This window comes from Curtobacterium sp. 24E2, assembly GCF_016925595.1.
In the GTDB taxonomy this organism is placed as follows: domain Bacteria; phylum Actinomycetota; class Actinomycetes; order Actinomycetales; family Microbacteriaceae; genus Curtobacterium.
Genome location: NZ_CP068987.1, coordinates 1,909,961 through 1,934,728, shown reverse-complemented (window position 1 = coordinate 1,934,728; position 24,768 = coordinate 1,909,961). Strand labels below are relative to the sequence as shown.

Here is a 24,768-nt window from a genome sequence, read left to right as displayed (position 1 = left end):
TCGAGAGAGTTCACGCGATTGCGCTTGGTGCGACCCTAGGGCCTGAAGGTGCGATTCCACCTGGCAATCAGCCTGCCCACTACGGTGATCGGATGGGCAAGGTCACGCTGCAGGACGTCGCCGTGCACGCCGGCGTCTCGATGAAGACCGTGTCCAACGTCGTGCGCGGCTACCAGCACGTCAGTCCGCCGATGCGCGACCGGGTGCAGGCCGCGATCGACGAGCTCGGGTACCGCCCGAACGTCTCCGGACGGTCGCTCGCCACCGGCCGGTCGAACATGCTCGCGTTCGCGTTCCCCGACCTCCGGCGGCCGTACTTCGCCGAGCCTCGCGCACGTGTTCTCCCGCGTCTGCGCGCAACGCGGGTACCAACTGCTGCTCGAGGAGACCCTCGGCGAGGCCGACGGCGAGCGCTCCGCTGTGCGCGGTCGCGAGGCCGGGGTGGTCGACGGCGTCGTCATCCACCCCCAGGTCCTGACCCCCGAGGCGATCGACCGGATCCGCGGGGACACCGCCGTGGTGTTCCTCGGCGAGGACGTCCGCCCCCAGTACTCCGACCAGGTGGTCATCGACAACGCGGCCGCGGCGGCGCAGGCCGTCGCGCACCTCGTCGCGCTCGGTCGCCGACGCATCGGCTTCTTCGGGCACGAGACCGGCCCGGAGTCCAGCACCTCCGGCGTGCGGCTCCACGGCTACCGGGCCGGGCTGGCAGCCGCCGGTCTGCCGGTCGACGACGCGCTCCTGGTCCCCCGCGAGGTCGGTGACGCCGCAGGTGCCGAGACCGCGTTCGGTCGGGCGCTCGATGCCGGGCTCCGGGTCGACGCACTGCTCTGCCGCGACGACCTCGCTGCCCTCGGGGTCCTGCGCGCGATGCGGTTGCGTGGGCTCGACGCTCCGCGGGACATCGCGGTGGTCGGGTGGGACGCGATGGGACTCGGTTCGAGCCTGGTGCCGAGCCTGACGTCGGTCGCGCCGGACACCGTCGCGCTGGCGGACACCGCCCTCGACCTGCTGCTCGAGCGGATGGACGGCTCGGAGGTACCGGGCCGGCTGGTCACGGTCGGGCATCGGCTGCTGGTGGGCGAGAGCGCGCCGTTCCCGGACGGCTCGGTCGACCGCGGGCAGGCGCAGGGCCAGGGCCGAGTCTCGGCCTGAGCGACACTCCTCGTGGCGATCCGCCCGAGGAGTGTCGCCCAGCGCGAGTCTCGGGGCCGCTCCTCCGCGCGTCAGCGCTCGCCCGGGTGCACGCTCCCCAACAGCTCGACGACGACGGCACGCAGCGCCTCGGGCAGGTCGACGGTGCCGAGTTCGACGATCCGGTCGGCGCGCGGCAGGTCCTTCGACACGATCTCCCACGCGGTGAGCTTCTCGGCGTTCCCGGCCTGCGCACGCCCGAGGGCTCGCCGCACGGGCTCCCGGGCGTCGACGCCGACCACCGGCGGCCCGGACAACGTGACCGCCCCACCCGTGCTCGAGTCCACCGTCAGATCGACGGAGAACCGGTCCTCGGCGCGGGCCGACACGACCTGCCCGTCGGCGGGGGCGGCGAGGAACGTGATCCGCCAGTCGCGACGGGCCGGGACGACGTCGACCGCGCCCGTGGTGGCGTGCACGCGGAACTCGCCGAGCGCCGCGTCCCACGTCAGACGGGTCTCGGCACTGCGGCCGGTGCCGCCGGCGGGGTCCTCCTGGTCCTCGACCAGGGTGAACGACCCGGAGGCACCGGGGGCGACGAGGACCTCGAACGCGGTCGGGTTCGAGGTGGCGTCGAGTTGGTCCGCGGCGGCGAGGGGCAGCACCCCGCCCGCGCGCAGCAGCACGGGCACGGTGTCGAGGGTGCGGTGCAGGTCGACGAACCGGTCGCCGGCGTACACGGTGCCGGTGAACACGTCGGTCCAGGTCCCCGGCGGCAACCAGGCCCGTGCGGTCCCGTGCAAGGTGACGGGGTCGCGCGGTTCGACGATCGGGGCGACGAGCAGTTCGGACCCGAAGGCGTACGTGTTCGGCACCCGGTACGCCTCGTCGCGCCGTGGTTCCAGGTGGTACAGCGGGCGGACGAGCGCGGTGCCCTCGGCGGTCCGGTGGTTCATGGTGTGCAGGTACGGCACCAGGCGGTGACGGAAGCGCAGGGCCTCCCCATCGCGGTGCGTGCCTCGGCCGGGAACACCCACGGTTCCTTGCGGATGAACGGGTTGTTGGCGGAGTGCAGGCGCATGATCGGCGAGAACACCCCGAACTGCACCCAGCGCATGGCGAGTTCGTCGTCGCGGACGCCGCGGGTGTGGCCGCCGATGTCGTGACTCCACCAGGGGTAGCCGATGTTCGCGGCGGTGGCGGTGAACTCGGGCTGGAACGCCAGCGACGCCCAGGACACGACGGCGTCGCCGGAGAACCCGACGGCGTACCGCTGGCTGCCGGGGCCGGCGTAGCGCGAGAAGGTCATCCCCTGACCCCCGGAGCGCGCCGAGTCGAGCAGGTGGAAGTGGTTCAGCAGCCACAGCGGGTCGACGCCGGGCAGACCGCTCTCGCTGCCCTGCTGCCAGTCGATCCACCAGAAGTCGACGCCCTGCGCTTCGAGCGGTCGGTGCAGCTGGTCGAAGTACGCCTGCAGGAACCGTCGGTCGGTCGGTTCGAACGGGATCGGCTGCTCGGTCGCCGGGTCGATCCCCATCGCCGCGGCCACCGCGGGGTAGGCGTCCTCGAACGCCCGGACGCCGTCGGCGGGGTGCAGGTTGAGCGTCGTGCGCATCCCCGCCGGTGCAGTTCCGCCAGGAGGGCCTGCGGGTCGGGGAACAGCGAGGGCTCCCACGAGTAGCCCGTCCAGCCGTCACCGAACTGCGGCGGAACGGAGTCGACGCGGTGCCAGTCCATGTCGATGACCGCGACCGAGAACGGCAGGCGTTCCTCGGCGAACCGGTCCATGAGCTCCAGGTACGAGGCGTCGCTGTACGGGTGGTAGCGGCTCCACCAGTTGCCGAGCGCCCACCGGGGCAGTCGTGTGGGGGCGCCGGACACCTGGTGGAAGGCGCGGAGGGCTGCGTCGAAGTCACGGCCGTACGCGAACACCGTGACGTCACGGCGGCCGGGCACGCGCGTGCCGATCCAGCCGTCGTCCTCGAACAGGAACGACTCGCTGTCGTCCAGCGCGGTGATGCCGTCGCGGGCCAGGATGCCGGGCTCGAGCGGCATCCGGCCGTCGACGTCGTCGAGGGTACGGCCGGTGCCGCCGAGGTCGCGGGGCTCCTGCCCCCAGCGCCAGCGGTTCGCGTCCGGGCCGATGGTCTCGACGACCAGGCCGCTCGGGCTGAACGGGCGGCCGTCGTACCGGAGCCGGGCCCGTTCGGTGGTGACGACGAGGCCACCTTCGCCGACGCGCTCCACGGTGAACGCCGGCACCGGCAACCGCCGCCGGATCGCGAACGTCGAGGCGCGGTCCTCGAACCCGCCGTCGTCGCTCCACTCGATCCGGAACGCGCCGGCGTCGAGGACGGTGATCCGCCAGTGCTCGCCGGTGACGACGGCTGCGGGGTCGGCGACCGGGTCGGATCCGGGGAACGGCCGGATGGTCGGGAGTGCGGTGGTGGTCATGGTCACGTCGTACCCCTCAGCTCTTGACCGCGCCCTGCGTCACGCCGCTGATGACCCAGCGCTGCGCGAACAGGTAGACGATGATCGTCGGCGCCATGGCCATCAGGTACGAGGCGAAGGCGACGTTGTAGTTCGTGCCGAACTGGCTCTGGAAGATGTTCTGCACCACGGGCAGCGTCTGCAGGGTCGGGTCGGCGGTGATGAGCGACGGCATCATGAAGTCGTTCCACGACGCCAGGAACGCGAAGATCCCGACGGTGGCGTTCATCGGTCCGAGCAGCGGCAGGATGATCCGCCAGAAGATCTGCCACGTGCTCGCGCCGTCGATGCGGGCGCTCTCCTCGAGCTCGACGGGGATCGACCGGAGGTACGCCGAGTAGAGCAGCACGCTGAACGACAGTTGGAACATGGCGTGCAGGATGCCGACGCCGATCGGGTTGTCGAGGCCCATCTGGGCGGTGAGCTTGATCTGCGGCAGTGCCACGACCGGGAACGGCAGGAACATCGCCGCCAGCAGGTAGACGAACGACCACCGGAAGAACCGCTTGTGCCAGTTCCGGACGATCGCGTACGAGGCGAACGAGCTGAGCAGCAGGGTCGCGACGACGGTGAGCGCTGCGACGCCGAGCGACACCGAGAACGAGACGGGGAAGCGCGTGAGCTCCCAGGCCGACGCGAACGAGCCGGGGTTGAACGGGAACGGCAGCGACAGGGCGTTGCCGTCGACGGACTGTTCGCTCGTCTTGAACGCCATCGCGACGGTGACGTACAGCGGGATGAGCACCGTCGACGCGGCGAGTCCGAGCACGACGGTCAGGGTCCAGTTCGTGCCGCCGAGGCGTCGCCGGTGCCCACGGCCCGGTCGTCGCGCGTCGCCGGTGGTCACCGCGCGGGTGTCGGTGGGTGGGCGGGTGTCGATGGCGGTCATGCGAGTCGCAGGTTCCTTCCGCGGGTCGCCGCGAGCTGCAGCACGGAGATGAGGACGGTGATGATGAAGAACACGGTCGCGTTCGCCATCTGGTAGGCGTAGTCGCCCCCGGTGAAGCCGCCGAAGATGGTCATCGCGACGCTGCTCGTCGCGCTCCCCGGCCCGCCGTTCGTCAGGCCGACGATGACGTCGTAGGCGCCGAGGTAGCCCTTCACTCCGAGCACGGTGTTGATGACGATGAAGCCGCCGAGCAGCGGGAGCGTGATCGCGCGCAACTGCTTCCACCCGGTCGCGCCGTCGAGCGAGCCTCGCTTCGTACAGCTCCTCGGGGATCGAGGTGAGCCCGGCGGTGTAGATGAGGAGGGCACCGGGCACGGTCTGCCAGGCGGAGACGATCACGATCGCGACCCAGGCCAGGTTCGGGTCACCGAGGATGCTCTGCTCCAGCGGTCCGAACCCGACGCTCGTGGCCAGCGCGGGCACGGTGTTGGAGAACAGGAAGTTGAACACGTAGGCGACGATGATCCCGGAGATCACCATCGGGATCACGAAGATCGAGCGGAGGCCCGCGGCGAACCGGATCTTCTTCGCCAGCGCGATCGCCAGAGCCAGCGCGATGACCTGCGTGACGATCACGGTGACGACGGCGAACCCGAGGGTGAAGCCGTACGAGGCGAGGATCGCCGGGTCGGACACGAGCGCCCGGTAGTTCTCGAGCCCGAGGAAGTCCCACCGCCCGAAGCCGAGGTAGTCGGTGAAGCTGTAGAAGATGCCGACGCAGGCGGGTGCGACGACGAAGGCCGTGAACGCGATGAGGGCGGGCACGAGGAACAGGTAGTACATGCCCTCGGTCCGACGGAGGGAACCCGGGCGACGCGAACCGGCGGCGCGACGCGAACCGGCGGCGCGACGCGAACCGGCGGCGCGACGCGAACCGGCAGCGCGGTGCGTGCGGGCGGCCGCGGTGGCCGGCCCGGACGTCGCCGGGTCGGTGTCGCGGGAGAGTGGGGTCTGCATGGTCATGGTGGCTCCTGGAGTCCTGGTCCGGCTCAGACCGTCGCCGAACGGCCGGCGAGACGCCGCCAGTCCGAGTCGAGCCGCTGCAGCATCGAGGTGAAGTCCCCGCTCCGGATCGCCGACTGCAGGTAGTTGCCGAGCGGGATCGAGGTGGGGATGAAGGTGCCGGCGCCCTGGTAGAACGCGGCGTCGTCGACGTACTGCTGCAGGCCGGCGAGTCGCTCGTCCTGCTGCGGCGGCGCGTCCTTGGTCGGCGAGTACGCCAGGTTGTCGCGGTTGTACGCGTCGATGACCTCGGGCTGCATGAGGAACTCGACGAGCTCCTTCGCCTCGTCCGGGTGCTGCGACGCGGTCGGGATCCACAGGCCGAGGTCGATGTTCACCCGCGCCTGCCGGTCGCCGGGGTCGTTCGACACCGGCAGTGCGAACGTGCCGACCTCGAGGTCCTTGTTCACCAGCGCGATCTGTCCGAGCGCCCACGGCCCCTGCAGGTACATCGCGGCCTCGCCCTTGCCGAACGCCAGGTTCCCGTCGGCGTAGGCACGGGTGGCGTGGTCGGGGTTGAAGAACGTCGAGATGGTCTTCGCGCGCTCCATCGGCACCGCGAAGTCCTTCTCGAACGACACCGCGGAGTCCGGGCCGACGTCGGTGCCGAGGGCCTTCATCTTCGTGAAGAACGAGCCGGTGTCGACCAGGCTGCCCACGGAGTAGTCGAACAGCCCCTGCCAGAGCGTCCAGGTGTCGCGGTCCGTCGCGTAGATCGGGGTGATGTCGGCCTTCTGGAGCGTCCGGCACACCTCGACGAACTCGTCCCACGTCGTCGGCACGGGCAGGTCGTGGTCGGCGAAGATCCGCTTGTTGTAGATGACCCCGGCGGCAGCGAGCGAGTACGGCAGCACACTCGTGCGGTCCTCGAACGTCGCGTACTGGTTCGTCAGGGTGTCGATGTCCGGTCGGACCCGGGCCGCCGAGGGCAGGTCGCCGAGGTCGCTCAGCACACCGCGGGAGATGTAGCGCGCGAGTTCCAGGTTGTCGTTGAAGCAGCCGACGTCGGCCGGCTCGCCGCGGACGAACTGCGGCGCGATCGCCGTCGTGCTGTCGTGCACCACGGACAGCCCGGAGTGCCCCTGCTCGAACCGCCGCAGCAGCTTGTCGAAGTACGCGATGACCTCCTGCTTCTGCTCGTAGAACCGCAGCGTCGTCGCACCCCTGCCGCTGCGCGCGGTGCTGCGCACCCCGCGAGCGCCATCGTGCCGAGCGCGATCCCGCCGGCTGCTCCGGCGAGGAACCCCCGCCGGCTCACGGCCGCGCTGATCGTTCCGGTCCTGCTTCCCACCATCGGGCAACTCCCTCGTGCGCGTCGTCGCGCAGGTCCTGTTTACAGCGCTGTAAAACGGAAGTCAACGTTGTAATTGCACCTGGCGGGGTACGCGCACCCACGAGCGGACGGGAGGCGCGGGTCGCCCCCGCCCCGCGCCTCCCGTCCGCCACTCGCTGGCCCGACCGCTTCGCGCACCGTGCGCACGTCGCCAACCGGTACGCCGTTGGTCGCTCCGTGCGCGCCTACGGCGCCGCACCGAGCACGCAACCCGGCACGGAACGGCCAAGGCTGCACGGTGCTCACCCGAACGACACGCCTGAGCGAACGCACAGAGCCGCCGCCAGGCACCATGGAATGCATGCCAAGCACCACCTCCGCTCCCCGCCCGACCCCCGCACGACGACCTCGGAGCTCCGGCGGTGGGTGTTCTGGCCCGCCGCCGTCCTCGTGCTCGGGTTCGTGGCGTTCACGCTCGTCTCGCCGTCGAGTGCCGAGGCGATGTTCGTCGGCCTGCAGGACGGCATCGTCCGGAACTTCAGCTGGTACTACGTGCTCATCGCGGCGTTCTTCGTCGGCTTCTCGGTATTCGTCGGCTTCAGCAAGTTCGGCGACATCAAGCTCGGCAAGGACCAGGACGAACCGGAGTTCTCGACGGGCTCGTGGTTCTCGCTGCTCTTCGCCGCCGGCATGGGCATCGGCCTCGTCTTCTACGGCGTCTCGGAACCCCTCAGCCACTTCGCCTCGCCGCGCCCCGGTGTCACCGGTTCGGAGAGCGAGCTCGCGCAGCAGGCCCTCACCCAGACGTTCCTGCACTGGGGTCTCCACGCGTGGGCGATCTACGTGGTGCTCGGCCTCGCGCTCGCGTACGCCATCCACCGCCGGGGCCGCCCCGTCTCGATCCGCTGGGCCCTCGAGCCGCTGCTCGGCAACCGTGTCCGCGGCGGCTGGGGCAACCTCATCGACGTCCTCGCCCTGGTCGGCACCGTGTTCGGCGTCGCGACCTCGCTCGGCCTCGGGGTGATCCAGATCGGCGCCGGGCTCGAGAAGGCGGGCATCGCCGACAGCGGCATCGTCATCCAGATCGTCATCATCGCCGCGATCACCGCCGTCACCATCGTCTCGCTCGTCACCGGGGTGGCGAAGGGCATGAAGATCCTGTCGAACTTCAACCTGCTGCTCGCCGCCGCGCTGCTGCTGTTCGTGCTCATCGTCGGTCCGACCCAGTTCCTGCTCCGCGACTTCGTGCAGTCGATCGGTTCGTACCTGCAGAACGTCGTCGGCCTGTCCTTCAACGTCACCGCGCAGCAGGGCGCCGAGGGCGAGGCCTGGCAGGGCGCGTGGACCACCTTCTACTGGGGCTGGTGGATGTCGTGGGCGCCGTTCGTCGGTGTCTTCATCGCGCGCATCTCGAAGGGCCGCACCGTCCGCCAGTTCGTCTTCGGCGTCCTGCTCGTGCCGACCGTGCTCACGTTCCTGTGGTTCGCGGTCCTCGGCGGTGCGGCGATTCACCGCGAGACCGACGGCTCCGGCGGCCTGGTCGGCTCGGACGGTTCCGTCGACGTCGAGGGCTCGCTCTTCACGTTGCTCGGCGACCTGCCCGCCGGCACCGTCCTGGTGTTCGGCGCGATCCTGCTCATCGGCGTGTTCTTCGTGACCTCGTCGGACTCCGGCGCCCTGGTCATGGCGATGATCGCGTCCGGCGGTGACATCGAGCCGAAGAACTGGCTGCGGGTGTTCTTCGCGTTCGTCTCCGCCCTGCTCGCGGTCGCACTGCTGCTGAGCGGCGGACTGGACGCCCTGAAGACCGCGGCCATCACGACGGCGTTGCCCTTCAGCGTCGTGCTCCTGCTCACCTGTTGGTCGACGATCATCGCCTTCACCCGCGAGCGGCGAGCGTACGACAGAGCCGAGCGCGAGGTCCTGCTCGAACACGTCGGCGCGTACTACGGGCTCGAGGTCGAGGGGCCGTCAGAGCGCGCGCCGCGGTCCGCGTTCGGTCGGCCGTGGGCAGCCGTCAAGAAGCGGGTGCGCGGCGGGTCAGTGGCGCACCCGGCTGCCACCGCCCTCGACGACTTCCCGATCCGGACGCAGACGGTCTCACCCGACCCGGCGGTCGACGCGAGCCTGGACGACGGGCCCGACACCGAGAGCGCGCCGCGCCCGACGGACGGATGACGACCGAGTCAGAGGTGCTTCTCCATGCAGTAGCTCGTCGGGTCGTCGGTGTACGGCCCGAACCGCGGGACCTGGTGGTACCCGAGCTTCTCGTACAGGGCGATCGCCGCGACCTGTGGCAAGCCCGTCTCCAGTTGCATCGTCGAGATGCCCCCGGACAGTGCATGCGCTTCGAGCGCCTGGAGCAGGGCACGGCCGACCCCGAGTCCTCGAGCCTCGTCGGTGACGAACATGCGCTTGACCTCACCGGTTCCGTCGCGCCGATCGACGAGCGCCGCCGTGCCGACGGCCACACCACCCTCGCGAGCGACGAACAGCGAGACCCCGTCGGACTCCAGTGCGTCGACGTCGAGGCCGTGGTAGTTCTCGGCCGGGTACAGGGCCAAGGCGAAAGCGTCTCCTTGGCGGAGCAGGCTGAGGACGTCGTCGCTGCGAGGGCTCTCGATCTGGATGGAAGGCACGGCCGATTGTACGAGTTCAGTCGGCCGCTGGGCGTCGTCCCGCCGAGGACTGGAACCGCACCAGGTACCCGTCCGGGTCCTGCACGAGGAACTGGTCCACGCCGGCCTGCTCGCTCCCGACGGCGTACCACTTCGTCTCGGGCCGCATGAAGAGTTCCTTGCCGGCACGGAGCAGGGTGGCGGCCAGCGCGCGGCTGTCGGGCACGGTGATCTGGAAGTTCATGCCTCGGCCGAGCGGGCGATCGAGCGGGCCGGTGATCCAGTTCCGACCGACGCCCGCCTGTTCGAGCATGATGTGGGCAGTGCCGAGGGCGACGTACGCGAAGCGTTCCTCGGGCCGCGAGTAGCGGATCTCGAAGCCGCACCGGCCGCACCAGAACGCGAGGCTCCGGTCCAGGTCGGCGACGAGGAGTTCGGGGACGAGTGCGGGCTCGGGGACGAGTGCGGGCTCGGGGGGCATGCTCACCGGAACAGGTCGAGGTGCGGTGTCGCGCCGGGATCGGCCATCTGCGCCTCGGTCTCGCGTACCAGCTCGTCGACGCGAGGCTCCCCACTTGCGCATGAAGACCACGCGGACGATGCCGATGACGGCCCACAACGCTGCGACGACCCCGCGCCCGAAGCCCGCCGGGTCTCCCTGCAAGACCTCCGGCACGGCGAGCGCGGCCCACAGGATGCCCAGGCTGATCCAGACCCACCCGGTGACCGCGCCCTGCGACGTCTGGCGGCGCAGGAAGCGCCTCCGGATCACGACCGGGACACCGGTCGGGTCGGCTCCACCGCGCAGCCACCGGTTCATCGCTCGGTACGAGCCGTAGCCGCCGAAGCGCGACCAGCTGCCGAGGATGAGCGCGAAGCCACCTGCAGCGAGGACGGCCACGACGACGAGGACCACCGTGAGGGACATGTCCGGGAAGTGAAGGACGACCAGCATCAGCCACAGCCCCACGAACACGGCAGGGGTGCCGAGGAGCTGCGCCCACCCGATGGCGTCGAGTTGTCTGATGCTCACCATTGCACTCTACGCACGCCCACTACCGCCGTCAGATGCCGGGACAGGAATACGTCGATGTGGCATCGTGCGAGGATTCGTCGACCACATCGACGAAGGGCTCGATCATGACCACCGCGCGCACGTTCCACCTGATCAGCACGCTGCTGCTGGCCGTCGGGTTCCTCGGCGTCGGCGCGCTGATGTTCGACGTCTACTACGGACCGGAGGGTGGGGGTGCCAACATCGGCCTCGGGCTCGTGATGCCATTGTGCCTCGGCTCCGGCGTCGTCGGCATCGCGATGGGCATCGCGGCCCTCGTGACGACGTGGTCGGCCGGCCGCGCCGCACGCTCGCGCCAGCCCGTCCGTTGATGCGGTGCCCGAACAGCCTGGTGCGAGGTTGCACGCATGGTGCGGCCCTGATGCCTCGCACCATGCGTACAACCTCGCACCGAGCGGGCTCCCACCGCGATCAGCGGGCAGCCAGGCCTCCGGTCACCAACCCGGCACGGCCACCCGCACCGCACTGATCCGCCCCGCACGCGTCTGCGCCGTCGTCGCCGGGTCGTAGCTGTCCGCCGTCGCCAGGTAGAGCGTGCGGCCGTCCTCGCCCCCGAGCGCGCAGTCGATCGCACACAGCCCCGGCGCGTCGATCCGGTCCGTGACCTCGCCGCCCTCGAGCACCCGGAGGAACTCCCCCGTGTCGACCGAGCAGACCCAGACGGCGCCGTCGCGGTCGACCGTGCTGCCGTCCGGCGTGACTCCCCGGGCAACGCTGCCCACTCGCGCCGTCCGGTCAGCGAACCATCGGGCTCGATGTCGAACGCGGTGAGCCGGCCGCCCCACGTCTCACTCACCACCAGGGTCCGGGTGCCGGGCAGGACGTTCGCGCTGTTCGGGAACACCAGCCCCTCGGCGGCGAGACGGAACGAGCCGTCCTGCTCGAGCACCCAGAGCGGACCGGGGCGGAGCTCCTCGCCGCCGTACAGGTCGTAGCCGAAGGCCCCGATGTAGGTCCGACCGGTCGCCTCGTCGACGACCAGGTCGTTCAGGAGCGACGACTCCTCGCCGGACAGGTCAGCGAACACCGACGCCTCGCCACGGTCGTCGACGGCGACGACCGTGCGGGACTCCATCGAACTGACGATGAGCCGGCCGTCGGCGAGCCACCCGAGCCCCGACGACTGCCCGTCGACCGTGGCCTCGAGTCGGGGACCGTCGGTCGAGCCGGGGTCCACCGAGAAGACCTCGCCGGTGTGCATGTCCGAGTACCAGAGCCGCCCCTCGTGCCAGCGATTGCCCTCCGGGAAGCGGATGCCGGAGATGACGATGTCGGTCGCAGAATCCAGGGTGATGTGCACGGATCCACCCTGCCAGCCGGACCCCGCGCCACCCGATGGTCTGGCACGATCGACCCATGCCCCTCGACGGAACTCCCCTGGAACGGCTCGGCTTCCTGACGATCGGGTCGTTCGACCCCGCCCGGCCATCGCAGGGCCACGAGGACACGCTCCGGGTCATCGAGCGCGCGGAGGCGCTCGGCTTCGACAGCGCGTGGCTGCGCCACCGGCACCTGCAGCACGGCATCTCCTCCCCCGTCGCGGTGATGGCCGCCGCGTCGCAACGGACCTCGCGGATCGAGCTCGGTACCGCCGTCACGCCGATCGGCGCCGAGAACCCCTTCCGGCTCGCCGAGGACCTCGGCACCGTCGACGTGCTGCTGGGCGGACGCCTGAACCCCGGCTTCTCGGTCGGCACCCCGATGAACTTCGACCTCTACAAGGACGCGATCTACCCCGACACCGCCGAGCACGAGGACCTCGGCAACGACCGGCTCCTGCGCTTCCGTGCCCTCGTGCGCGGAGACGCGGTGACCGGAACGGGCACCGGCGCCGTCGAACGCCGAGGGATCGAGGAGTTCGCGAGCACCGTCCAGCCCCACAGCGCCGGCCTCGCCGACCGCATCTGGTACGGCACCGGCAGCACGAAGTCGGCGGTCTGGGCCGGCGAGAACGGCTTCCACCTGCTGACGTCGAGCGTCACCCGCAGCGAGAACGGCACGGACTTCGCCACCAACCAGCGGGCCCAGATCGACGCCTACCTCGACGTCCACCCCGACCGCAGCGCTGCGCGCGTCTCGCAGGGGCTGGTCGTCATCCCGACCGACACGGCGACCCGCGAGCAGGAAGCGCGCTACCGCGCCTACGTCGAGAGCCGCTCGGGCCGCGTGGGCGTGCCGATGGGGCCCGCCGGGATGCTCTTCGCCGCCGACCTCGTGGGCACTTCGGCGGAGATCGCGGACCGGTTGCGCGCCGACGCCGGCTACCAGGCGGTCACCGAGGTCGCCTTCGCGCTGCCGTTCTCGTTCGAGCCGGACGACTACGCGCAGATCACCACGGACATCGCGGAGCACCTGGGTCCGCAACTCGGCTGGGCGCCGCGACCGGCGGCCTGAGAACGGCGCCAGACCGCCGGACGGGAGGCACGGTGCCAGCTCGCGCCGTGCCTCCCGTCCGCCTCGGGGTCGCGCCCAGGGCGCGTGATCAGTCCTGCTGGTCCGCCTCCACCGCATCCTGCAACCGCTCGAGCACGTCCGGCACCGCCGAGCGCACCCGGCTCCAGCTCGGGATGAACGGCTTGTCGTCCGGGCGTGCGCTGAAGGCGCCGCCGGCGTCGAGGATCGCCTTGGTGAAGAGCTCCACGGCCGCTTCTTCGGCGTGCTGGTCGAAGCCGAGCCCGCTCATCTCCGCTTCGTGCCGGTAGACCTCGACGATGTCGAGGGCGTTCCGGTAGTACGTCGCCTTGAGCACCCGGAACGAGTCCGAGGTGAGCGGGACGCCCATCGTCGCGAGCTTCCGCAGCAGCGACTGCACGATGTCGTTCCCCATGCGGGCGAGGCCGCCGGTGCCGTCGGCCTCGGCGAGGGGCTGGTGCTTGTGGTCGTACGCGTCGGCGATCTCCACCTGGCACACCTGCCGGGTCGCGTAGTCGCGGTACACCTCGGACAGCATGCCGATCTCGAGGCCCCAGTCCCCCGGGATCTTCAGCCCGTTCAGCACGTGCGCGCGCATCGCGAACTCGCCGGACAGCGGGTACCGGAAGCTGCTCAGGTACTCCAGGTACTCGGACTCCCCGTAGACCTGGCGGAGCGACCGGAGCAGCGGGCCGACGAGCAGCCGTCCGACGCGGCCGTTGATCCGGCCGCCGGCGACGCGGGCGTAGTAGCCCTTCGAGAACTCGTAGTCGAACGCCGGGTTCGCCACCGGGTAGAACAGCCGCGCGAGCATGCCCCGCTCGTACGTGGTGATGTCGCAGTCGTGCAGCGCGATGCACTCCGCCCGCTCCGACGCGAGCGCGTAACCCGTGCAGTACCAGACGTTCCGGCCCTTGCCGGGCTCGCCGGGAGCCAGCCCCTCGCGCTCCAGCTCGGCGTCGAGTTCCCGCAGGCGCGGCCCGTCGTTCCACAGGATGCGGTGCCGCTGCGGCAGCCGAGCGAAGAACTCCCGCGCGTGCTCGAACTGCGAGCGGTCCGCGCGGTCCAGCCCGATCACGATCTCGCTGAGCCAGTCGGCCTCGGCCAGCTCGTCGACGATCCGCGACAGCGCCGGGCGCTCGAGCTCCGAGTACAGCGCCGGCAGGATCAGGCTCATCGGCCGCTTCTCGGCAAACCCGCGCAGGTCCTCCTCGATGCTCGCAGTGCTGCGGCGGCCGAGGTCGTGGAACGTCGTGATGACGCCGTTCTGGTGGAAGTCGCTCATCGGTGGCTCCTGACGGACGGGGTGGTGAATCGGGAGACGCCCTCGGCCCAGCCCTGCGGGCCGGGGGCGGTTGTGCGGTGGACGCGCTCGGGTCGGTCGTCGGCGAGCGGACCGGGTGCCGGGCCGTGGCCGCGGACGACGACCGCCAGGTCGACGGCGTCGAGCAGCGCGGTGTCGTTCGGGCCGTCGCCGAGCCCGATCGTGCGCGGAGCGGTGCCGGTACGGCGCTCGTGGTCAGCGACGAGCAGGCGGACCGCGGTGCCCTTGTCGCGCCCGGCCGGCAGCACGTGCCAGAAGCGGCCTCCGCGGACGAGCTCGAGGCCGGCTGCGGCGAGCGCCGTGCGGAACGCGTCCGCCCGGTCGTCGTCCTCGGCGTGCCAGAGCAGGACCTCCGAGGCCTCGCGCCGCCGGGCATCACCGGCTGCATCGAGGTCGAGGCCGGTCCAGGCGGCGACGACCTCGTCGGTCTCGCCGCCGAAGGTCGCGAAGTGCAGGTCCAGGTCCGCACGGGTGCGGTCGAGGGCTGCGGGGATACGCGCGACTTCGCCGTCTGGCGGTCCCGCGAGCACGTTGCCGTCTCGTCCCACGACGATCGCGCCGTTCTCCGCGACGAACGCCTGCCCGTCCAGACCGGTCCGCCGCTGCAGGGCGGTGATCTCGGCCCGGGTCTTGCTGCTGCAGAACACCACCGGCACGCCGTCCGCGCGCAGCCGCTCGAGCATCGGCAGGGCAGCGTCGAACGAGTAGTCGTGGTGGTCGAGGAACGTCCCGTCGAGGTCCGTGACGACGATCAGGTCGGGTGGTGGCATCGTGCTCCGCTCGCGGCTTGGTGGGCTGCGGGCGACGGTGCCCCGGACCACCCTGCCATGCGTGGGAGTCCGGTTGGTGAACAGGGGTGGCTCAGTTCCGTGGTGCGCGCTGCGTGCCCGGTCGCTACAGTCGTGGTGGGGCGCCGGGGACCAGGCGCAAGGGGGAACACCGTGGGGGAAGTCCAGTACGACGACGCGGCAGCCGATCTGCTCGCGCAGGCAGCGTCCGGCGCTGCCGAGACGCTGCGCGGCCAGGGAGCCGGACGGCGCACCGCCGCCGAGAGCGCACTCGACGGCTTCGACGGCGCCTACGCGAAGCGGTTCGAGGAATCGGCGCAGATCGAGGCGGACGACCGACCGAAGCTCGCCACCGTGCTCGACGACCTCAGCACGCAGGTGAACGCGACGACGGCCGCCGCCGCGGACGAACGGGCGCGCCTGGACGCCCTCGCCGCGTGGCAGGTGCGCCAGGACGAACGCGACCGGGCAGCCGCAGATGCTCCGACCGACTTCCTCCGGCTCCCGGGCGTCCAGACCTTCGACTTCAAGCCCTCGGAGATCCCGATCGCGCCGCCGAGCATCTCCGCCGCGTTCTCCGCACGGTCCCGGACCCGGACCGGCAGCGGCACGTCGGGAGGGAAGAGCTCGGCCGATCCCGAGCACCTCCGGTCCTTCACGAGCACCGCTCGCGCCTTCGACCGCTCGGCCGGGGCGGACCGGACGACCCTGCAGAACGCCTGGTCCGGCTTCACGAGCAGCTGCGGGTGGGCGAAGATCGACAGCTCGACGTTCCTGCATGGCTTCGACCGCCTGCTCGAGGAGAACGGCGAGGACGCAGCTTGGGTGGACCGCATCGCCGACGCCTTCGAGCGCGCCGGCGGCGAAGGATCGATCTCGAACGCGACGCTCGACGTGTCCGCCGCCGCAGAACTGCCGCCGACGTTCCAGGAGATGCTGAACCCGGACCTCTCCGCCGACCAGGTCGCCGCACTCTGGGCAGCGCTCGGCTACTCGAAGGCCGACGCCAACGACCTGCGGGCGCTGCCACTGCCGGTCCTCAGCGTGCTCGGCAACCTCGAGGGCGTCGACTACTGGGCGCGGGACACCGCCAACCGGACCGTCCTCGACGCCCGCATCCGGGCCGCGAAGCAGGAAGTCGAAGACCTGGAGTCCACCATCCCCTACGACAACGGGGCGGGGTGGGCGCGTGCCTCGGAGAACCTGGAAGCGCTGCAGCAGATTGACACCGCCAGTCGGTTCGAGCAGGGCAGCACGGCCGGCGAGCGCTTCATCCTCTCGTTGACCGACGACGTCCCGCCGCTGGCAGCGGTGTCCATCGGCGACCTCGACACCGCCGACAACGTCACCTGGGCCGTTCCGGGGATGGGTTCGGACACGACCGGCATGATCGGCTGGACCGACTCCGCCCAGCACATCTACGACCAGCAGGCGGACACCGGGCCCGAGGACCGGGCGGTGATCTCCTGGATGGGCTACAAGACGCCACCGCAGCCCGTCATCTCCGGCAAGCTGGACTTCGGGGTCCTCGGCAGCGACTACGCCGAGGCCGGTGGGGACAACCTCGCCGCGTCCATCCGCGGGTTGGACGCGGTCCGCAACGGGGATGCACCCACGACGAACATCGTCGCCCACTCGTACGGATCGACGACCTCGGCCTACGCCCTGACGCAGGACGACGTCCAGGTCGACACGTTCACGACCATCGGCTCCGCCGGACTCCCGAACTCGGTCGACGACGCCGGTGACCTCAACGCCGACCACGTCTACGCCGGCCAGGCACGGGACGTGTGGGCGATCGACCCGGCGAAGGGCGACCAGTGGGCGTGGACCGGGCGCCTCAGCCCCGAACACGGACAGGACCCCACCGCACCCGACTTCGGCGCCACGGCCTTCGGCGCAGACGGGTCCGGCCAGCTCAACCCCGTCGAGGACCACGCGACCCACACCGAGGACGAACGCGGCTACCTCGACCCCAACACCGAGTCACTCACCAACATCGGGTTCGCCACCACCGGGCACCCCGAGCTCATGACCGATCCCCGGCCGAAGGGGATGACCGACTTCCAGAAGTCGCTCCTGGAGAACCCGCAGTGGACACTGTGAACGTGAACCAACGAATCCGTGGCGCCGCCCGCACCAGCGTCGCCGTCACCCTCATCCTGACGGCGGCACTGACCGTCGTCGGCTGCAGCAACTCCCCCGGAGGCAAGACAGTGGATCCGTCCGAAGCGAAGAAGTCGATCGTCGACGCCGTCAAGGAATCGACCGACGCAGTCGGCGGCGAGTGGACCGTGTACCGCGGCCCGGCTGCCGAGGTCTGCACCCAGTCGGGCGGTGGGGATGGCGCCCGTTTCGTGTACATCCTGGAGCGGAGCGACACCGACGGCACTGACCCCGCCGCCGACATCCGGACGGTCGAGGAGCTCTGGAAGACGAAGGGGATCACGACGGAGCGGTTCGAGAGCGGCGGTTCGGACCCGCTCACGGGCATCCGGGGCGCGGACGGGCCCGTCACCTCGATCGGCTTCAACGCGTACCCGCAGCGGTACAGCATCACCGGGGTCTCGAAGTGCTCGGACGGCGACGTGAAGGACCTGCGCAGCCCCGAGTGAGGCGGGCGCCATGGTCCGCTGGTCGCGCCGTGACACCCGCCCTGACGGGAGGCCCGGTGCCAGCTGGTACCGGGCCTCCCGTCCCGCTCGTGGGGACGTCTACTGAGACACACCTGTCACGGGTCCGTCGTGGCGCCCGGGTGCGCGACTGATCGGCGAAGGATCGCCGAGCAGTCGTCGGGTCCAGTCCGCCAGGGCCGCGGTCGCGGTCCTCGAGATGGCGGCGTCGGGCACCATGCTCGTGAACCCGTGGAAGGCTCCGGGCCAGACGTGGAGCTCCGCGTCGACCCCCGCTGCCCAGAGGCGGCTCGCGAAGGCGACGTCCTCGTCGCGGAAGACCTCAGCACTGCCGCAGTCGATGTAGGTGCGCGGCAGCGCCGACAGGTCTGCAGCACGAGCCGGAGCGGCGTACTCCGAGACGTCAGGGGTGGCACGGCGCGGTCCGAGGTACGCATCCCACGCGAAGCGGTTCATCTGGCGGTCGGCGACCCCGACGCCGTCGATCTGCCGGGTCGAGACGGTGTCGTCACGGTCGTCGAGCATGGGTGACACGAGGATCTGCGCCATCAGGTCGGGACCCTGCCGGTCACGGGCGAGCAGGGCCGTCCCCACGGCGAGTCCGCCGCCGGCGCTCTGCCCCGCGATGACGATCCGTGCCGGGTCGATGCCGAGCTCGTCGGCGTGCTCTGCGAGCCAGACGAGACCGGCGTAGCAGTCATCCACCGGGTACGGATCGGGGTACTCGGGCGCGAGGCGGTAGTCGACGCTGACGAGGACCACGTCGTGGTCGAGCAGCCAGTCGTCGAACGAGTCGAGGTTCCCGAGGTGGTGACCGAACATCATACCCCCGCCGTGGATCGAGTAGACGGCCGCGGTCGCACCGGTCGCATCAGTGCGCTCGACACGGTCGATGATCGCGAGGTCGATCGGGTCGCCGAGGTGCCCCGGCACGGTGACGTTCCGCCGCTGGTACCCGCGGGAACGCAGGCGCTCGTCGAGGACGTCCTCGGGCACGTCGAGCTGCCGCATGTGGGGCAACATCTCCGCGGTGAGGGTGAACGGACCGCGGGCCTCGAGCGCCGCCAGGAACGTCGCGAGTTCGGGGTCGAACGGAGGACGGATGATGGTGTCGGACACGGGCACACTCCTTCGATGAAGAAGTGACGACTCCCGTGAGACGCGTGTGCGGTCCCGCCTGCCGGAGCAGCGCGAGATTTTTCCCTCTGCGGACGACAGTAGTGCACACGACGCTCGGGAGCGCGCACCGCACTGTGCAAGAAGCCGCGGAAACGAGGTACTGAACGCCGACGTTCCTGGTGCACAACCGGGCGCCGTTCTTCCCCACCGCCCGCCAGACGCGTACAGTCCCCCGCAAGGTACGACTGGTGGGCGGGGAACGCGATGCGACTGATCACGGGGACGACACTGGTCGTGGCGCTTGCCGCAGCAGCGATGGTCGGCCTGGCGCCGCCAGCGGCCGCGACCGGGTCAGGGACGATCGCTGTGCAGCTCGCGACGCCGGACGGCACCCCGATCAGGCTGGCGGACGTCGAACTGGCCGCGATCGGCATCGACGCCGTCGTCGGGACCGCCACCACCGACGATGACGGCACCGCGACGTTCACCGGCATCCCCGCCCCGGACACCGTGACGGTCACCACACGGCAACTCCCGCCGCGCGGAACGCAGACCTACGCCCCCGGACTCCGCTCGGAGATCGCGGTCCGCGGCGGCACGACGGTCGCGGTCACCGTGCCGCTCGTGCGCGGCGCCACCGTGCAGGGCGGGGTGGTCGGCCCCTCGGGTCCCGCTGCTGGACGGGTGATGTACGCCTGGAACGAGGACACCTCGCAGGTGTTCCGGACGACCTCGGACAGCGCGGGCCAGTACCGGTTCGTCGGGTTGAGCACCGGGAAGTACCGCATCGAGGCGTACGCCAGCGGCACGGCGTCGCCCGCCGTCTGGAAGACCCGGGTCTACCAGCAGCGCGGGACCCTCCCGGCGTCGCAGGTGACGTTGTCGAGGCACTACGCACACAGCGACTACGACCTGGTCGTCTACGCCACCTCGGCGCCCCGCGCCCCGTCGGCGCAGCTGAGTGGCGCGAGCGTCACCGTGACGAACGCGACGACCGGTGCGTCGTTCTCGACCCGGTTCTCGACGCTGCTCGACAGCGAACAGACGGCGCAGTTCCAGATCCCCTCCGGGCAGTACGTGGTGGAACTCCGGACAGTGGCGACGACCTCATCGCCGGCGCGTGTGCTGTGGCTCGGCCGCCCGGGCGGCGTGTACCGGTACGTGACCGACCGGGCGCAGGCTGTCCCGGTCACGGTCGTGTTCGGTGGGTTCAACGGCTGGGGTGGGGCGGTGCCGGAAACGTCCGTGGCCGTGGCCGAGTACAACTAGCCGAGGGTGGTCCGTCCGGCGAGGACGGCGAGGGCGACCTCGGCGAGCGGGAGCTGGTTCCGCCGCGCATGGTCGTGCAGCAGGGAGAACGCGGTCGCGGTGTCCACCCCGTTCCGGTTCGCGATCCACCCCTTCGCCTGCTCGATGACGGTACGGCTGTCGAGTGCTGCTTGCAGTTGCCCCTGCGTCGTCACCGCGTCGTCGATGGTGCGCTGCTGCATGAGCGAGACCGCGGCGATGTCGGCGAGTGCCCGCGCAGCGATGAGGTCGTCCTCGTCGAACGCGCCGGCGGACTCGCCGAACAGGTTGAGCGATCCGATGACGGTCGTCCGGAGCCGCAGCGGGATCGAGTGGACGGCTGTGTACCCGGCGTCAGCCGCGGCCCGGCAGAAGTGCGGCCATCGCGGCTCGGCCACTCGGACGTCGGGGATCGAGACCACGCTCCCCGTCCGTGCTGCCTCGAGACAGGGCCCGTCGCCGACTTCGAGCTGCAGGAGCTCGAGCAGTCCGCTGTGGTGTCCCACCGAGGCGGTGATCTGCAACCGGTGGTCCGAGCCGAACAGCATCAGCCCGGCAGCGTGGACGTCGAACAACGCCGCCGACTCGTCCACCAGGTGCTGCAGTCGGCCGGTGAGGTCCTCTGAGCTGGTGGCACTGCCGACCAGCGCGATGATGGTCTGCAGCAGTCTTCGTTCGCGGTCGGCGCCCACGGGGTCACTCCAGATGCTGTGATCAGAAGTGGCCAGTCGTGCCCTGCTCCGGCAGTCGAAGACCGCGTGACACCACCGTACGGCCCGGGGATGCGAACACACCCGGCGGCACGGTGGCCCCCGCTGCATGCTCGTGCGGATCACCGGCCCCTGGTGCGAACGGCCTGCCGGGTCGCGGTCAGCGGCGCTCCTGGACGGCGAGCGCGCCCATGGCACTGTCCAGCACCTGGTCGAACGGCACGGACTGGTCGGAAGCGAACCAGCTCGCACGAGCGGCCTGCATGCAGGCGAACGCTGCTCCGACGATGGCGGATGCTCGCGGATCCCCGTCATCGGCCTCGTCCGAGCCGATCCGGTTCGCGACACGTCCGATGAGGAGCTGCTGGATCCGCTGCATCTTCTCGAGGTAGCCGGCGGAGAGCTGTGGGGTGCTCCGGACGATCGCTTCCATGGCATCGTTCCGGGCGCGCTGGTGGTCGTCCTGGACGTAGTCGAGGGTGATGTCGAACACCCGCCGCAGGGACTCCCACACCGGTTCGTCGGCGGGGCGCTGATCGAGCGCTTCGGCCATCCGGTCACCGAAGAGGTCGTACTTGCCGATCACGAGGGCGTCCTTCGACGGGAAGTACCGGAAGAACGTGCGCTTCGACATGCCCGCTGCCGCCGCGATCTCATCGACGGTCGTCTCCTCGTACCCGTGCTCCAGGAAGAGGTCCTGCGCGACGACGGTCAACTCGGTCTGCGCGATCCGACGAGTGCGCTCGCGCATCGTGACCGGACGGGATTCGCTCATACCGTCAGCATAACCCCAGGAGGCGGACTTGACACTGGGTGTCATTCAAGGCGTAGGGTCTACCCGGCGTCACTGAGACGCCACCGATTGAAGGAGCACCATGAGCAAGGTCTGGTTCGTCACGGGAGCCTCGAAGGGTTTCGGCCGAGAGTTCGTGCTCGCCGCGCTCCAGCGCGGAGACAGAGTCGCCGCCACCGCCCGCAACACCGACACGCTGAACGACCTGGTCGAGCAGTACGGCGACGCCGTGCTCCCCTCCAGCTCGACGTCACCGACCGCGACCAGGTCGCCGCCGCTGTGCAGGCGGCGCACGAGACCTTCGGGTCGCTCGACGTCGTCATCAACAACGCCGGCTACGGCCTCTTCGGCACCGTCGAGGAGATCACCGAGCAGCAGCTCCGGGATCAGCTCGAGACGAACCTGTTCGGCGTCCTCCACGTCACCCAGGCCGTCCTGCCGATCCTCCGCGAGCAGGGCTCGGGCCACATCATCCAGATCTCCACCATCGGCGGCGTCGCCGCGTTCCCGAGCCTCGGCGGCTACCACGCCTCGAAGTGGGCGCTGGAAGGTCTCACCGAGTCGCTGTCGCAGGAGGTCGCCGGGTTCGGCATCAAGGTGACCCTCGTCGAGCCCGGCGGGTTCAACACCGACTGGGCCGGCAGCTCCGCCGTGTTCGCCGACGCGCTGCCGCAGTACCAGCCGCTGCACGATGCCATGGCCGAGCAGATGTCCGGCAACGCCAGCCCAGAACCGGTCGGGTTCGGGTCCGCGATCCTCAAGGTCGTCGACGCCGAGAAGGCACCGCTGCGCGTGTTCTTCGGCGAGCAGCCCACCCAGATCGCGCCGCACATCTACCAGCAGCGCCTGGCGGAGTGGGCAGAGTGGGCTCCCGTCTCCCGCGAGGCCGAGGGCAAGTAACACCCCACTGGGAGGAGGGGCCGGTCATCACCAGCCGACCCCTCCTCCCGTCTTCTGTCCACGCAGCACCTCTTCCGGAAAGCGGACCCAGCTCGACCACCGGGTCGGCGCACTCTGCAGCAACCGCAGCGTCGGCCGGAAGCCGGACGGCCCCGGCGTCAGATCGTGCTGGCGTCGAGGACGAACCGGTACCGAACGTCACTCCTCAGCATCCGCGTGTACGAGTCGTTGATGTCCGTCGCGGCGACGGTCTCGATCTCCGCGCCCAGCCCGTGCTCGGCGCAGAAGTCGAGCATCTCCTGGGTCTCGGCGATGCCGCCGATCATGGAGCCGGCCAGTGCCCGGTTGCCGGCGATCAGGGAGAACGCGTGCAGCGGCAGCGGCTCGTCGGGGATGCCGACCATGACCATGGTCCCCTCGGCGTGCAGGAGGCCGAGGTACACGCCGAGGTCGATCGGGGCGGACACCGTCGACAGGATGAGGTCGAAGCGGCCGGCGAGTTCGGTGAAGGTCGCGGCGTCCGACGTCGCACGGTAGTCCGCCGCACCGAGGCGCAACCCGTCCTCGCGCTTGCTGAGCGTCTGGGACAGCACCGTGACCTCCGCGCCCATGGCGTGAGCGATCTTCACCGCCATGTGGCCGACCCCGCCGAGTCCGACGACCGCGACCTTCTTGCCGGGGCCGGCGTTCCAGCGCTGCAGCGGCGAGTACGTGGTGATGCCCGCGCAGAGCAGCGGTGCCGCGACGTCGAGGGGAAGCGCGTCCGGGATCCGCAGCACGAAGGCCTCGGTGACGACGACCTGCTTCGCGTACCCGCCGTAGGTGACCCTGCCGTCGCGACCGATCGCGTTGTACGTGTCGGTGGCACCACGGAGGCACTGCTGCTCCTGGCCCGCGAGACAGCGCTCGCACTCCCCGCACGAGTCGACCAGGCACCCCACACCGACACGGTCGCCGACCTGGTGCGCCGTGACCTCGGAGCCGACAGCGGCCACGATGCCCGCAATCTCGTGCCCGGAGACCATCGGGTACATCCCGGGGCCCCACTCGTCGCGCGTCAGGTGGATGTCGGTGTGGCACAGGCCGGTGAAGCGGACGTCGATGAGGACGTCGTGCGCACCGATTTCTCGGATCTCGACCGACGACGGTTCCAAGAGCGCTCCGGCAGCGGGGGCGGCGTAGGCGGGGACGATCGGCATGGGTGGTTCTCCTCGACGGTGGTGCCGGAGCAGGATCAGCCCTGCTCCACGAACCCCTCAACACTCACTCGGAACGATTGCCCGAGCCAGACTCCCCTGCTGCGTACGTCCGCCGTGGGTACCACTGACAGTGGTGGGACAACCGGAACGATCAGCCACATACTGGATCGATGAGCTCCTCCACGTCTGCAGCTCCGCTGGTGACGGCGGATGAGGACGAAGGGCAGGAGCTGGGACGCTTCCTCGCCGCGAAGCGAGCCCAGATCCGCCCGGACGACGTCGGAATGCCAGGAGGCGGGCGTCGACGGGTCCCAGGACTGCGCCGCGAAGAAGTCGCCATGCTCGCAGGCGTCTCGCCCGCGTACTACACCCGACTGGAGCAAGGCGATGCCGGGCGGGTGTCCGACGAGGTCGTCGGCGCACTGTCCCAAGCCCTGCGCCTGACGGCCGCCGAGGCGGAGCATCTCTTCCGCCTCGTGAACCCGCGAGCCGAGGCCCGGAGGGACACCTGCAGCAACGCGGTGGTCCGGCCGGAGCTCCAATCGCTGCTCGACGCACTCGGAGGGGTTCCGGCGATGATCGTCGGCCGACGGTCGGACATCCTGGCGTGGAACACCCTCGGATCGCTCGTGTTCGGCGACCTCGAGCGCCTCCCCGCTCGGAGCGCAACTGGGCGCGGCTGGTGTTCCTCCACCCGGAGTACCGGAACCTCTTCATCGACTGGCACCAGAAGGCAGCCGATGTCGTCGGACAGCTCCGAGTGGACGCCGGCTTCCACCCGACCGACCCACACCTCGCCGCCCTCGTCGGCGAACTCGCCGTCACGAGCCCGACGTTCGCCCGACTCTGGGCGCGACACGAGATCCGGGAACGCTGTCACGGCATCCAGCAACTCGACCACCCCGAGGTCGGCCAGCTCGAACTGCAGGTCGAATCGTTCCGCGTCGCAGGGGAAGAGGACAAGAGTCTCGTCACCTACCGAGCCACGGCAGAGTCGTCGACGCACGCGGCGCTGCGGCAGCTGCGCGCGGCAACCGGAGCGTGAGTCCGGCTACCTCG

General features: G+C 70.4%; 20 protein-coding genes and 5 pseudogenes. 10 read left to right on the top strand and 15 right to left on the bottom strand.

Annotated elements, in window-relative coordinates:
- Positions 1-92 precede the first annotated feature (92 nt).
- Positions 93-182, top strand: a pseudogene (locus tag JN350_RS20820) (LacI family DNA-binding transcriptional regulator); the annotation flags it as partial.
- 154 nt (positions 183-336) lie between these two features.
- Positions 337-1,155, top strand: a complete 819-nt coding sequence (locus tag JN350_RS09615; RefSeq protein ID WP_240347231.1) for a substrate-binding domain-containing protein — start codon at positions 337-339, stop codon at positions 1,153-1,155.
- 71 nt (positions 1,156-1,226) lie between these two features.
- On the opposite strand, the gene JN350_RS19325 is transcribed toward JN350_RS09615, so the two are convergent.
- The 6 genes and pseudogenes from JN350_RS19325 to JN350_RS09595 form a co-directional block, all read right to left on the bottom strand.
- A complete protein-coding gene (locus JN350_RS19325) occupies positions 1,227-2,090 on the bottom strand; it encodes a TIM-barrel domain-containing protein (RefSeq protein WP_275897967.1) in 864 nt (287 codons plus the stop codon).
- Positions 2,087-2,548 carry a TIM-barrel domain-containing protein gene (locus tag JN350_RS20155; protein WP_275898033.1) on the bottom strand — a complete coding sequence of 154 codons (462 nt, stop codon included), beginning with the start codon at positions 2,546-2,548 and terminating at the stop codon, positions 2,087-2,089. Before JN350_RS20155 ends, JN350_RS19325 begins: the two co-directional genes overlap by 4 nt.
- A complete protein-coding gene (locus JN350_RS19320; RefSeq protein WP_240347230.1) occupies positions 2,488-3,588 on the bottom strand; it encodes a TIM-barrel domain-containing protein in 1,101 nt (366 codons plus the stop codon). Before JN350_RS19320 ends, JN350_RS20155 begins: the two co-directional genes overlap by 61 nt.
- A gap of 16 nt (positions 3,589-3,604) precedes the next feature.
- Positions 3,605-4,516 carry a carbohydrate ABC transporter permease gene (locus JN350_RS09605; protein WP_205462036.1) on the bottom strand — a complete coding sequence of 304 codons (912 nt, stop codon included), beginning with the start codon at positions 4,514-4,516 and terminating at the stop codon, positions 3,605-3,607.
- Positions 4,513-5,359: pseudogene (locus JN350_RS09600) on the bottom strand (carbohydrate ABC transporter permease). The gene JN350_RS09605 and the pseudogene JN350_RS09600 overlap by 4 nt, the downstream one beginning before the upstream one ends.
- A gap of 206 nt (positions 5,360-5,565) precedes the next feature.
- Positions 5,566-6,768, bottom strand: a complete 1,203-nt coding sequence (locus JN350_RS09595) for an extracellular solute-binding protein (protein ID WP_240347228.1) — start codon at positions 6,766-6,768, stop codon at positions 5,566-5,568.
- Between the two features lie 440 nt (positions 6,769-7,208).
- Here JN350_RS09595 and JN350_RS09590 point away from each other — a divergent pair, with 440 nt between their 5' ends.
- Positions 7,209-9,029: a BCCT family transporter gene (locus tag JN350_RS09590; RefSeq protein WP_240347227.1), complete on the top strand. Its 1,821-nt coding sequence runs from the start codon at positions 7,209-7,211 to the stop codon at positions 9,027-9,029.
- Between the two features lie 8 nt (positions 9,030-9,037).
- Here JN350_RS09590 and JN350_RS09585 read toward each other — a convergent pair whose 3' ends face one another.
- Together JN350_RS09585 and JN350_RS09580 are read right to left on the bottom strand one after the other, a co-directional pair.
- Positions 9,038-9,490 (bottom strand): GNAT family N-acetyltransferase, encoded by a 453-nt coding sequence (locus JN350_RS09585; RefSeq protein WP_205462035.1) that lies wholly within the window; start codon positions 9,488-9,490, stop codon positions 9,038-9,040.
- A gap of 16 nt (positions 9,491-9,506) precedes the next feature.
- Positions 9,507-10,502, bottom strand: a complete 996-nt coding sequence (locus JN350_RS09580) for a bleomycin resistance protein (protein WP_205462034.1) — start codon at positions 10,500-10,502, stop codon at positions 9,507-9,509.
- Between the two features lie 107 nt (positions 10,503-10,609).
- On the opposite strand from JN350_RS09580, the gene JN350_RS19315 reads away from it, so the two are divergent.
- Positions 10,610-10,855, top strand: a complete 246-nt coding sequence (locus tag JN350_RS19315) for a hypothetical protein (protein WP_240347225.1) — start codon at positions 10,610-10,612, stop codon at positions 10,853-10,855.
- A 123-nt stretch (positions 10,856-10,978) separates the two neighbouring features.
- On the opposite strand, the pseudogene JN350_RS20815 reads toward JN350_RS19315, so the two are convergent.
- Positions 10,979-11,745 (bottom strand): annotated as a pseudogene (locus JN350_RS20815) (SMP-30/gluconolactonase/LRE family protein).
- Between the two features lie 155 nt (positions 11,746-11,900).
- Here JN350_RS20815 and JN350_RS09570 point away from each other — a divergent pair.
- A complete protein-coding gene (locus JN350_RS09570; protein WP_205462032.1) occupies positions 11,901-12,938 on the top strand; it encodes an LLM class flavin-dependent oxidoreductase in 1,038 nt (345 codons plus the stop codon).
- Positions 12,939-13,026: 88 nt separating this feature from the next.
- On the opposite strand, the gene JN350_RS09565 is transcribed toward JN350_RS09570, so the two are convergent.
- A complete protein-coding gene (locus JN350_RS09565; protein ID WP_205462031.1) occupies positions 13,027-14,241 on the bottom strand; it encodes a glycosyltransferase family protein in 1,215 nt (404 codons plus the stop codon).
- Entirely contained in the window at positions 14,238-15,050 is an 813-nt protein-coding gene (locus JN350_RS09560) for an HAD-IIB family hydrolase (RefSeq protein ID WP_205462030.1), read from the bottom strand. Before JN350_RS09560 ends, JN350_RS09565 begins: the two co-directional genes overlap by 4 nt.
- Before the next feature lie 171 nt (positions 15,051-15,221).
- On the opposite strand from JN350_RS09560, the gene JN350_RS09555 reads away from it, so the two are divergent.
- Positions 15,222-17,174 carry an alpha/beta hydrolase gene (locus JN350_RS09555; protein ID WP_205462029.1) on the top strand — a complete coding sequence of 651 codons (1,953 nt, stop codon included), beginning with the start codon at positions 15,222-15,224 and terminating at the stop codon, positions 17,172-17,174.
- 2 nt (positions 17,175-17,176) lie between these two features.
- Positions 17,177-17,683, top strand: a complete 507-nt coding sequence (locus JN350_RS09550; protein WP_205462028.1) for a hypothetical protein — start codon at positions 17,177-17,179, stop codon at positions 17,681-17,683.
- Positions 17,684-17,782: 99 nt separating this feature from the next.
- Here JN350_RS09550 and JN350_RS09545 read toward each other — a convergent pair whose 3' ends face one another.
- On the bottom strand, positions 17,783-18,820 hold the full coding sequence (locus JN350_RS09545; protein ID WP_205462027.1) for an alpha/beta hydrolase: 1,038 nt from the start codon (positions 18,818-18,820) through the stop codon (positions 17,783-17,785).
- A 264-nt stretch (positions 18,821-19,084) separates the two neighbouring features.
- On the opposite strand from JN350_RS09545, the gene JN350_RS09540 reads away from it, so the two are divergent.
- Positions 19,085-20,089 (top strand): carboxypeptidase-like regulatory domain-containing protein, encoded by a 1,005-nt coding sequence (locus JN350_RS09540; protein WP_205462026.1) that lies wholly within the window; start codon positions 19,085-19,087, stop codon positions 20,087-20,089.
- Here the strand turns inward: JN350_RS09540 and JN350_RS09535 are convergent.
- Positions 20,086-20,799: a GAF and ANTAR domain-containing protein gene (locus tag JN350_RS09535; RefSeq protein WP_205462025.1), complete on the bottom strand. Its 714-nt coding sequence runs from the start codon at positions 20,797-20,799 to the stop codon at positions 20,086-20,088. The genes JN350_RS09540 and JN350_RS09535 overlap by 4 nt on opposite strands.
- Positions 20,800-20,977: 178 nt before the next feature.
- A complete protein-coding gene (locus JN350_RS09530) occupies positions 20,978-21,592 on the bottom strand; it encodes a TetR family transcriptional regulator (RefSeq protein ID WP_205462024.1) in 615 nt (204 codons plus the stop codon).
- A 100-nt stretch (positions 21,593-21,692) separates the two neighbouring features.
- On the opposite strand from JN350_RS09530, the pseudogene JN350_RS09525 reads away from it, so the two are divergent.
- Positions 21,693-22,510, top strand: a pseudogene (locus tag JN350_RS09525) (SDR family oxidoreductase).
- 158 nt (positions 22,511-22,668) lie between these two features.
- Here the strand turns inward: JN350_RS09525 and JN350_RS09520 are convergent.
- Positions 22,669-23,709, bottom strand: a complete 1,041-nt coding sequence (locus JN350_RS09520) for an NAD(P)-dependent alcohol dehydrogenase (protein WP_205462023.1) — start codon at positions 23,707-23,709, stop codon at positions 22,669-22,671.
- Positions 23,710-23,879: 170 nt separating this feature from the next.
- Between JN350_RS09520 and JN350_RS20810 the strand changes: the two are divergent.
- A pseudogene (locus JN350_RS20810) lies at positions 23,880-24,754 on the top strand (helix-turn-helix transcriptional regulator).
- The last annotated feature ends 14 nt before the right edge of the window (positions 24,755-24,768 follow it).